The organism is Microbacterium sp. (genome assembly GCF_039812165.1).
Lineage (GTDB): Bacteria > Actinomycetota > Actinomycetes > Actinomycetales > Microbacteriaceae > Microbacterium.
In genome coordinates, this window is the sequence record NZ_JBDIAB010000108.1 from 1 (window position 1) to 10,068 (window position 10,068).

Annotated in this window: 7 protein-coding genes; 4 read left to right on the plus strand and 3 right to left on the minus strand. The window is 69.9% G+C overall.

Translation table 11 applies throughout. From position 1 onward, the window contains the following. Position 1: 1 nt before the first annotated feature. On the minus strand, positions 2-1,201 hold the full coding sequence (locus tag WML84_RS09460) for an ROK family protein (RefSeq protein WP_347345896.1): 1,200 nt from the start codon (positions 1,199-1,201) through the stop codon (positions 2-4). Between the two features lie 151 nt (positions 1,202-1,352). On the opposite strand from WML84_RS09460, the gene WML84_RS09465 reads away from it, so the two are divergent. From WML84_RS09465 to WML84_RS09480, 4 genes are all read left to right on the plus strand, one after another. Then, on the plus strand, positions 1,353-2,660 hold the full coding sequence (locus WML84_RS09465) for an extracellular solute-binding protein (RefSeq protein ID WP_347345897.1): 1,308 nt from the start codon (positions 1,353-1,355) through the stop codon (positions 2,658-2,660). After that, positions 2,657-3,568 (plus strand): sugar ABC transporter permease, encoded by a 912-nt coding sequence (locus tag WML84_RS09470; protein WP_347345898.1) that lies wholly within the window; start codon positions 2,657-2,659, stop codon positions 3,566-3,568. The genes WML84_RS09465 and WML84_RS09470 overlap by 4 nt, the downstream gene beginning before the upstream one ends. Next, positions 3,568-4,473, plus strand: coding sequence for a carbohydrate ABC transporter permease (locus WML84_RS09475; protein WP_347345899.1), 906 nt, complete (start codon positions 3,568-3,570; stop codon positions 4,471-4,473). The genes WML84_RS09470 and WML84_RS09475 overlap by 1 nt, the downstream gene beginning before the upstream one ends. A gap of 121 nt (positions 4,474-4,594) precedes the next feature. Next, positions 4,595-6,274: a glycoside hydrolase family 13 protein gene (locus WML84_RS09480; RefSeq protein ID WP_347345900.1), complete on the plus strand. Its 1,680-nt coding sequence runs from the start codon at positions 4,595-4,597 to the stop codon at positions 6,272-6,274. 60 nt (positions 6,275-6,334) lie between these two features. Here WML84_RS09480 and WML84_RS09485 read toward each other — a convergent pair whose 3' ends face one another. Both WML84_RS09485 and WML84_RS09490 read right to left on the minus strand, forming a co-directional pair. Continuing rightward, a complete protein-coding gene (locus tag WML84_RS09485) occupies positions 6,335-8,689 on the minus strand; it encodes a glycosyl hydrolase family 65 protein (RefSeq protein ID WP_347345901.1) in 2,355 nt (784 codons plus the stop codon). Between the two features lie 3 nt (positions 8,690-8,692). After that, positions 8,693-9,703 (minus strand): carbohydrate kinase family protein, encoded by a 1,011-nt coding sequence (locus tag WML84_RS09490; protein WP_347345902.1) that lies wholly within the window; start codon positions 9,701-9,703, stop codon positions 8,693-8,695. Between the last annotated feature and the right edge of the window lie 365 nt (positions 9,704-10,068).

Sequence of the window (10,068 nt, forward strand, 5' to 3'; positions counted from 1 at the left end):
CTCAGGGGGCGAAGCTGCGCTCGGGCGTGAGGGCGAGGACGCCGTCGCGGGCGGCCTCGACCGCGGCCGAGACGGCGCCGATCGCGACGACCTCGGCGCCCAGCGTCGAGGCCACGAGGTCGGGCGCCGGCAGATCGAGCTCGCCGGGCAGCGTCTTGCGCGCCTCGGCGATGACGTCGTGGATGCCGGCAGACACCGCCCCCGACACGATCACGATCTCGGGGTCGTAGAAGCTGCCGATCACGCCCGTCACGCGGGACAGCATCGCCGACGCGCGTGCCGCGATCGCGCCCGCGGCGGCGTCGCCCTCGTGGGCGAGCTGCAGCACGTGCTGGGCGCTGAGCTGCGCGGGCGCCATCCGGGCGAGCGGATGATCGGCCGGGATGGCGCCGGACGCGATCGCCTCCCGGGTCCAGTGCGCGATGGTCTGCCCGAGCCCTTCGGGGCGCCCCACGTCGTTGATCTGGCTGAAGCTCATCGTCTCGCCCGCACCGCCGTGGCGTCCGCGCAGGAGGTGCCCGTCGATGACGACGCCCATGCCGAACCGGATGCCGGACAGCAGCACGACGTAGTTCTGCGTGTGCTGCGCGGCTCCTGCCGTGCCCTCGGCGAGGGCCGCCAACGAGGCGTCGTTCTCGAGCCGGGCGATCGGGGCCCACGGCGTGATGTGCGCGAGCAGGTCGGGGTTGGATCGGGGCCAGAACCCGTCGCGATGGGCGGGGGAGCGGCCCTCGGCGTCGACCGGGGCGGGGACGCCCACGCACACCGAGAGGAGGTCGCTCCGCGAGGCGCCCACCGCACGGAGCGTCGCGTCCAGGGCCGCCGTCAGGTCTCCGCGCCGCTCGTCGCCGCCCGCCTCGGGGTCGATCTCGAAGCTGGTCGTGGCGAGCCGTTCGCCGCGGAGGTCGGCGAGGATCGTCGTGACGTGGGCACGACCGGCATCCATGCCGACCACCATGCCGGCGTCGGCCCGCAGCTCGAACCTCCGCGCGGGGCGTCCCATCCGGTGTTCGCCGACCGCGTAGGCGTTGGGCAGCTCGCGGATGAGGCCCAGCCCGATGAGCGCGTCGATCGCCTCGAACGTGGTGGAGCGGGTGAGGCCCACGGCGGGCATCGCGTCGTTGCTCGTGAAGGCGCCCGCACCCCAGGCGTAGCGCAGGATCGCGTCCAGACTCGCGCGCGCGCCGGGTCGCCCGGCCACAGGAGAGAACATTTCGGACACGAGTCTTGACCTTCCAGGCTTCAAGGTTGCATTATGGTCGCCAGCAAGTTGATTCGTTGACAAAATCTATTTTCCGAATCAAGAAACGGGTCGGGCCAGTGAGGTCTCGATCCCACGAAAGGACAACGACGTGCCTCGAAATAGACGACGAGTCCAGCGTGCTCTGGCGATAGGGCTGGGGCTCGGGCTCATCGGATCGGCGCTCGCCGCCTGCTCAGCCGGCGGCAACGAGAGCGTCCACTTCACGTTCAGCAAGCGTGAGGCCATCACGTTCATGACGGACGTGGTCGCCGACTTCAACGCCTCGCAGGACCAGTATCAGGTCGAGATGGACACCTCGGGCCCCGACGTCATCGCGGCGAGCTTCGTGCGCGGCAACCCGCCCGACCTCATGCTGGCCAACTACAACCACGAGGTGTCTCGCTTCATCAACCGCTGCGCCGTCAGCGACCTCGCCGACACCGAGGCGGCGAAGTCGGTCCGCCCCGACCTGCAGCCCCTGCTCGACCAGTACGGCATCTGCCCGGGCACCACGGCTGCGGTGCCCTACTCGGTGATGGCCGCCTCGGTCATCTACAACAAGCAGATCTTCGCAGAGCACGACCTGGAGGTCCCCGAGACCTGGGACGAGCTGATCGAGGTGTGCAACACGCTGAAGGCCGCCGGCATCGATCCGTTCTACGCGACCTTCGCCGACCCGTGGACGGCCAACCAGGGATGGTTCGACTACTCGGTCGGCGGCTCCGGGCTCGACATCCTCGACTTCTACAAGCAGATGGAGGCGGAGGGGCCGGACGTCGGCCCCGACTCGTCGGTGTCGTTCCAGAAGGACTTCCTCGAGCCGGTCGAGCAGATGCAGCTGCTCGCCAGCGAGTACACGCAGTCCGACGCGAACGCCCGCACCTACGACTTCGGCAACGTCGCGTTCGCCGAGGGCAAGGGGGCGATGTACATGCAGGGCCCCTGGGCCATCAGCGAGATCGCGCGCATCAACCCCAACCTCGAGGTCGGAACGTTCCCGCTGCCGATGACCGGCAGCCCGAACGACCTCAAGGTGCGCGTCAACATGGACCTCGTCGCGATGGTTCCGCAGGACGCCAAGAACCCGGCGGGCGCGCGGGCGTTCATGGAGTACCTCTTCCAGCCCGACGTGATCCAGGCGTACAACAACTCGCAGCTCGGCTTCAACCCGCGTACCGACGGGAAGGACCCCGACGACCCGCGTGTCGCCGGCATGGTCGAGTACTACAACGACGGCGCCGTCTACCAGGGCCCGAGCGTGCTGAACCCGCGAGCGATCCCGACGGAGAACTTCGCGCAGTCGCTGGTCCTGGGTGCCAACGCCAAGACCATCCTGAGCACGATGGATGCCGACTGGGCTCGACTGGCCTACCGCCAGTCGGCGAGCTCGACCGAGAAAGAGGAGTCCGGGCAATGAGCACCACGACGACGCTCGTCACCAGCGGTGGCGCCAAGCCGGCGAAGAACACCCGGAGAGTAGAGCCGATCTACTACCTGTTCCTGCTCCCCGCCGTCATCCTGTTCACGCTGGCGATCACGGTGCCGGGCATCATCGGCATCTTCTTCAGCTTCACCGACTCCATCGGGATCGGCGAGTGGCAGTTCATCGGACTCGTCAACTACATCGCGGTGTTCAGCGATCCGGCGATCCTGTCGAGCTTCCTGTTCACGTTCGGGTTCTCGCTCGTGACGGTGATCGTGGTGAACATCATCGCCCTCCTGCTCGCGGTCGGGCTGACTTCGCGCATCCGCTACAAGGTGGCGCTGCGTGCGGTCTTCGTCATCCCGATGGTCGTCTCCGGCATCATCATCGCGTACGTCTTCCAGTTCCTGTTCCAGAACTCGGTGCCGGCGTTCGGCGGTGCGTTGGGCATCCCGTTCCTGGAGACGAGCATCCTGGCCAATCCTGATCTGGCATGGATCGGCATCGTCATCGTCACGGCGTGGCAGGCGATCCCGGGCACCCTGCTCATCTACATCGCAGGGCTCCTCGCAGTCCCCGGCGACGTGTACGAGGCGGCCGACATCGACGGCGCGACGAAGTTCCAGCAGCTGATGCGCATCACGCTCCCGCTCGTCGCGGGCTACGTGGTGATCAACATCATCCTCGGCTTCAAGAACTTCCTGAACGCCTACGACATCGTCGTCGGTCTGACCAACGGCGGCCCCGGAACGGCGACGCGAACCATCGCGATGACCATCATCCGCGGCTTCCAGACCGGTGACTACGCCTACCAGATGGCGACCGCGACGCTGTTCTTCATCGTCACGATCATCATCGCCATCCTCCAACTTTCCGTCACGCGCGGAAGGAGCGCACTCTGATGACCACCCAACCAGCCCTTGCCGACGAGCAAGCGGTAGCCGCCCTGCCCGACAACAGGAACGCCAGGAAGCCCCGGGCCAGGATGGAGCGGGTGAACTGGTCGGGCACGATCATCCTCATCCTCTGCGCCGTCACGGTCCTGCTCCCGCTCTACGTCACCATCTCGATGTCGATGAAGACGAGCGCGCAGACGACCGACGGGAACGCGTTGTCGCTGCCGATGCCGTTCAGCTTCGAGGGGTTCACGCAAGCGTGGGAGCTCACCAAGTTCCCGGTCGGCTTCGCGATGTCGTTCCTCGTCACCGCGGGCACGGTCGTCGCGACGATCATCATCTCCGCGTTCGCGTCCTACGCGATCATCCGCAACTGGGACAAGAAGCTGTTCAAGTGGTCGTTCTTCTACCTGCTGGCGGCGATGTTCATCCCGTTCCCCGTGGTGGCGCTGCCGCAGATCCAGCTGACCGGGCGCTTCGGCCTCGACAACCCGCTGGGCGTGATCATCCTGGCGACGATGTTCCAGCTGAGCTTCTCCGTGCTGCTGTTCACGGCGTTCCTGCGGTCCATCCCGCTGGAGCTCGAGGAGTCGGCCCGCATCGACGGCGCCACGACGTGGCAGACGTTCTGGCAGCTGATCTTCCCGCTGCTGGCGCCGATGAGCGCGACGGTCGGCATCTTCGCCTTCCTGTACGCCTGGAACGACTTCATGATGCCGTCGCTGATCATCTCCGATGCGAACCTGCAGACGCTGCCGGTGCGGCAGAACCTGTTCCAGTCGCAGTTCTCCAGCAACTACAACGTCGCCTTCGCGTCGTACCTCATGGCCATGGCGCCGGCGATCATCGCCTACCTGTTCGCGCAGCGCTGGGTGATGGAGGGTGTGACCCAGGGCGCCGTCAAGGGATGAGCACCGACTAGCTCGCCGTCACGTGCGAGCGAGCCGAAACGCCCCGGCGGCTCGCCGGGGCGTTTCGGCTTCCCACCGGAACCATCCTTTCCGAGCCACCGACCCAGAAGGACCCAGAGCCGTGACCTCATCCGATCCTCGAGCCGCGGAGACCGGCGCGCCCTGGTGGCGTCAGGCGGTCGTGTACCAGATCTATCCGCGCAGCTTCGCCGACGCCGACGGCGACGGGGTGGGCGACCTCCCCGGCATCCTGTCCCGCGTCGACCACCTCGCCGAGCTGGGCGTGGACGCCGTGTGGCTGAGTCCCTTCTACCCGTCCGCGCTCGCGGACGGCGGCTACGACGTCGCCGACTACCGCGACGTCGACCCGCGGCTCGGCACCCTGGCCGACTTCGACGCGCTCGTCGCGGCGCTGCACGATCGGGGCATCCGCGTCGTCATCGACATCGTCCCGAACCACACGTCGGACCTGCACGTGTGGTTCCAGGAGGCGCTCGCCGCGGGCCCCGGCTCGGCGGCGCGCGACCGGTACGTCTTCCGCGACGGGATCGGGCCCGACCGCTCCCAGCCGCCCGCCGACTGGCAGTCGTTCTTCGGCGGCAGCGCGTGGCAGCCGGTCGGCGACGGCCAGTGGTACCTGCACATGTTCGCCGCCGAGCAGCCCGACCTCAACTGGGGCAATGCCGACGTGCGCGCCGACTTCGTCACGACGCTGCGGTTCTGGGCGGATCGCGGCGTGGACGGCTTCCGGGTCGACGTCGCCCAGATGCTCACGAAGGACCTCGCCGATCCGCTGCCCTCGGCGGCCGAGCTGGCCGCCCATCCCGTCGACGGCTCTCACCCGATGATCGACCGCGACGACGTGCACGAGGTCTATGCGCGGTGGCGCGAGGTCTTCGACTCCTACGACCCGCCCCGCATGGCGGTCGCCGAGGCGTGGGTCGCCCCCGCGCGCGTGCCGCTGTACGCGCGACAGGAGAGCCTCGGGCAGGCCTTCAACTTCGACCTGCTGCTGGCCGACTTCGACCCGGCGCGGTTCCACCGCATCGTCGACGACAACCTCGCGCTCGCGGCGCGCTCGGGCTCGTCGAGCACGTGGGTGCTGTCGAACCACGACGTCGTGCGCCACGCCACCCGCTACGGGCTGCCGGAGCCCGCGCGCCTGCCGGACGGCGCCCCGGCCGAGAAGCACGGCGCGGCGTGGCTGCTGAGCGGAGGCGTCGACCCGGTGCTCGACCGTGCGCGGGGACTGCGCCGGGCGCGCGCGGCGACGCTCTTCATGCTGGCGCTGCCCGGATCGGCCTACCTCTACCAGGGCGAGGAGCTCGGCCTGCACGAGGTGGCGGACCTTCCCCCCGAGAGCAGGCAGGACCCGGCGTTCCTCCGCTCCGGCGGCACCGAGGTGGGCCGGGACGGATGCCGCGTGCCGCTGCCCTGGACGCCCGACGGCGTCTCGCTCGGATTCGGGCCCGCCGCTCCGCACCTGCCGCAGCCGGACTGGTTCGCCCGTCACTCGATGGCGGTCGAGGCCGAGGACCCGGCCTCGACGCTGTCGCTCTACCGGCGGGCCCTCGCGCTCCGGCGCGAGCTGCAGACGGCCGAGAGGCTCGAGTGGGTCGACACGGGGCGCGAGGACGTGCTGCGCTTCCGTCGTCCGAACGGGTGGGAGGCCGTCACGAACTTCGGCGTCGAGCCGTTCCCGCTCGACCGCGTGGACGCCGTGCTCGCCAGCTCGTCGGCGCCGCTCGGCGTCGTCCCCGGCGAGACCACGGTGTGGCTCGCCCCGGCATCCGGCCTCTGAACGCGACGGAGGGCGCGCCCGTGCGGATCGGGCGCGCCCTCCGTGCGCGGGATGCCGGTGCTACGCCCCCGCGGGGACCTCGACCTTCTCGCCGGCGCGCAGCGTCACCTGCCGGCCGTTCACGGTCGCGGTGAGCTCCTCGCCGTCGGCGCCCTCGGCCTCGATGGTCGTCGCCTCGTGGTCGGCGTGCACGCGGAGGGTGAGCCCGCGCCACGTGAGCGTGTAGCGGACGGCCTCCCACTCCGGCGGGATCCAGGGCGAGAACACGAGCACGCCGTGGTCGACGGTCAGGCCGCCGAACCCGCCCGTGAGCGTCGACCAGGTGCCGGCCGCCGAGGCGATGTGCATGCCCTCGGCGGTGTTGCCCTGGTTGTTGGCGAGGTCGACGAGCGCCGAGCGGGTGAAGTACTCGAGGGCGCGCGTGCGGTCGCCGACCGTGATGCCGATCTTCGCGTGCACCGACGGGCTCAGCGAGCTCTTGTGCAGGGTCCGGGGCTCGTAGTAGTCGAAGTTCGCGAGCTTCTCCTCGTGGCTGAACTCCTCCGGGAACATGAGCATGAGCTCGAGCACGTCGGGCTGCTTGAGCAGCTGCGTGCCCTCCATGTTGTGGTGGTGGTATCCCTCCGGGTACTTGGGCATGTTGTTCTCGTCCCACTCCGTGACCGGGACGTCCTCGCGGTCGAAGTAGCCGGCGAACTGTTCGATCACGCCGTTCTCGCTCGCGACGCCCTGCACGATGCGGTCGGCGACGTCGCGCCATTGCGCGGGCGCCCCGGCATCCAGTCCGAGCGCCTCGACGACGCGCGCGAGCTTCTCGGGCGCCTCACGGGCCATCTCGTCGTAGACGTCGGCGGCGTAGCGCAGGTGCCACTGCACGAGGAAGTTCGTGAACGCGTTGTCGTCGACGTGCGAGTGGAACTCGTCGGGGCCCATGACGCTGCGCATGTGCACGCTGCCGTCGTCGTCGGTCTCGACGAACGAGGTCCAGAACCGGCTCGTGTCGAAGAGGATCTCGGCGGCCTCGCCGTAGAGGAAGTCGAGGTCCTGCGTCGCCTCCACGTAGCGGAAGATGCCGTACGCCACGTCGGCCGTGACGTGCACCTCCTCCTCGCGGGTCCAGAAGCGCTCCGACCCGTCCGGCGTCGTCGTGGGGCACTCCTCGTCGCCGGTCGCGGCCGCCTCCCACGCATAGCGCGCTCCGGTCTTGCCGTACATGATCGCGTTGCGGCGGGCGCCGGGGAGCGTGTGGTACCGGTACCCGAGCAGGGCCCGGGCCATCGCGGGGTTCGTGAGCAGGTAGAACGGCAGCATGACGCACTCGGTGTCCCAGAACACGTGACCGCGGTAGCCCTCGCCGCTCATCGACTTCGCGCCGATGTTGACCGTCGGGTCGTCGGGGTTCGCCGTGATGAGCAGGTGGTAGATGCCGAACCGCACCGCCTGGGTGAGCCGCTCGTCGCCGACGATCTCGGCGTCGCTCGCCGCCCACAGCTCCGCCCACTCGGCGGCGCTGTCCGCCATGAGGGCGTCCACCCCCGCCTCGCGCGCGGCGCGCGCGGCGGCCACGGCGCGGTCGGCGAGGTCCTCGCCCGCGACGGCGTCGACGTCGCGGCTCGTGCGCACCGCCACGACCTTGTCGCGGCGCACGGTCTCGCCCTCGGCGGCCGGCACGGCGACCGGGCCGCGGATGCCGTCGGCGGCGCGCACGGTCTCGGCGCGCGCGGGCGCCGGCGAGACCGACAGCGCCGCGGCGAAGGCGAGCACGTCGCCGGCGCCGCGCGTGCGCGTCGTCAGCGCGAGCACGTCGTCGTCGGCGACGGCCGTCGACTGCGTCTCGAGGTGGCGGCTGCGCGCCCACTTCGCCCAGCGCTCCTCGGTCGTGAAGGTGCGCCCCTTCGGGTAGACCGGCAGGGCCTCCATGTTGTAGCGGTCGCCGTCGATGCCGGTGACCAGCTGCACGTCCTCGGAGTGGTTCAGCGGGGTCACGTCGACCCGCAGCACGGCCACGTCGCGGTCGCGCATCGAGGCGGTGCGGACGGTGTCGACCTGCGTGCGGCGGCCTTCGGCGTCGGCGAACACGGTCGAGCGCCACAGGACGCCGGTCGAGATGTCGAGCGCGCGCTCGTGCGAGACGACCTCGCAGCCGTCGACGTCGAGGCGCGTGCCGGCCACCACGACAGCCGTGTCGAGCCAGTCGGGGGCGTTCACGAGGTCGATGACGATCGAGTCGTGGCCGTCGTAGACGCCCGCGACGTACGAGCCGGGCACGTCGCCGCGGTGGCGCTCCTCGTGCGAGCCGCGCGCGGCGAGGCGGCCGTTGCCGATCGTGAAGAGCGTCTCGTAGACGTTCGCGCGATCGCGGTCGAAGCCGGACTGACGGATCGTCCACTCCGGAGGCAGGGTGTCGAAGGCCATCGCTCAGGCGTCCTTTCCGGCGGCGTAGGCCGCCTCGATCTGCGCCGTCGTCTCCGCGAACGGCAGGTAGCTGTCGATCGTCGTGCCGCCGGCACGCTGGGCGCCCATCGCATTCCCGTAGCGGCATGCCGTGACGATGTCGCCGTCGAGCAGGTAGCCGAAGGCCATGCCCGCAGCGAACGAGTCGCCGCATCCCGTCGTGTCGATGACCTTCTCGACGGGCACCCGGCCGATCGTCGTCTCGACGAGCTTCCCGTCGGCGTCGTGCGTGAACGCGACGCAGCCGCTCTCGTCGAGGGTCACGCACACCGCCTTCACGCCCCGCGAGAGCACCGACTCCGCGAACTCCGACAGCAGTCGCACCGGAATGGGGTCGCCGAAGTCGCGGTCCTCGTCGGCGCGCGGCAGGTAGCTGCAGCCCGCCTCCTCGAGGTTCATCTTGAGGATGTCGATGCTCGGCAGCCACGCGTCGATGTCGACCCACAGGCGCGGCGCGCGCTCGCCGCCGTGGGCGAGGGCCGTCGTCGGGCCGTGCCCGTCGAGGAGGATCACGCCGTCGCTGTTCGCGCGGATGTACTCGAGCGTGGACTGGCTCACCTCGTAGTCGGTGATCGGCACGCACACGAACGCCTCGGCATCCAGCGCGAACTCCACGTCGGCGGGCGTGATGGGCGCCATGAAGCCCTTCTGCCGCTCGAGGCGCCGGTTCTGGTCGAGGAAGCGCAGCTCGACGACGGCGCCGCGGTCGCCGACGGCGCGGATGCCGGTGAGGTCGATGTTGTCGTACTTCGAGAGCATCTCGCGGATCGGGCCGGCGTCCTCGTCGGACACGTTCACGATCGGCACGATGACGCCGTCCTCGCCGACGAGCGCCGACAGGGCGATCGCGGTGTACAGCGCGCAGCCGTACTTGTGCAGGACGTCGCCGCGGTACGTGATGATGCGGTCGCGGGGGATCGGGCCGAGGACCGCGATCTTCTTCGGCAGCCGGACGGACGTGGGGGATTCGGGCATGGAGGCCTCTCCTGATCTCATGGGCGGACGCGGGTGCCGGCGCGGGACGAGTGCGATCCGGATGCCTCTGCGGCGATGTCGCCGGAACACCCGGGCGGTGGTGCGGGGTGGGTCTTCCTCCTCGAAGAATCAATGCACGTCCACACCGTAGCGGGCCGACGCGGTGATGTCATCCGTGCACGGCGATCCTTCGCGCACCGGTTCCGCCCCGCGCGCGACGGCCTCCGGACCGCCGCCGCACCGGTCCGCGGGCAGCCTCCCGCAGCCCTCGATGTCGCCGCGCTGTGCGAGACTGCAGAGCGGCGTCCGCGCGCTCGTCCGCGACGCGAGCGGGCCGGGACCGCGCGCGATCGCGCAGGTCCGCG

Bases quoted from the DNA above. Each gene is read 5' to 3' on its own strand.
- WML84_RS09470 (WP_347345898.1), top strand. From the start codon at position 2,657: ATGAGCACCACGACGACGCTCGTCACCAGCGGTGGCGCCAAGCCGGCG.
- WML84_RS09475 (WP_347345899.1), top strand. From the start codon at position 3,568: ATGACCACCCAACCAGCCCTTGCCGACGAGCAAGCGGTAGCCGCCCTG.
- WML84_RS09485 (WP_347345901.1), bottom strand. From the start codon at position 8,689: ATGGCCTTCGACACCCTGCCTCCGGAGTGGACGATCCGTCAGTCCGGC.
- WML84_RS09490 (WP_347345902.1), bottom strand. From the start codon at position 9,703: ATGCCCGAATCCCCCACGTCCGTCCGGCTGCCGAAGAAGATCGCGGTC.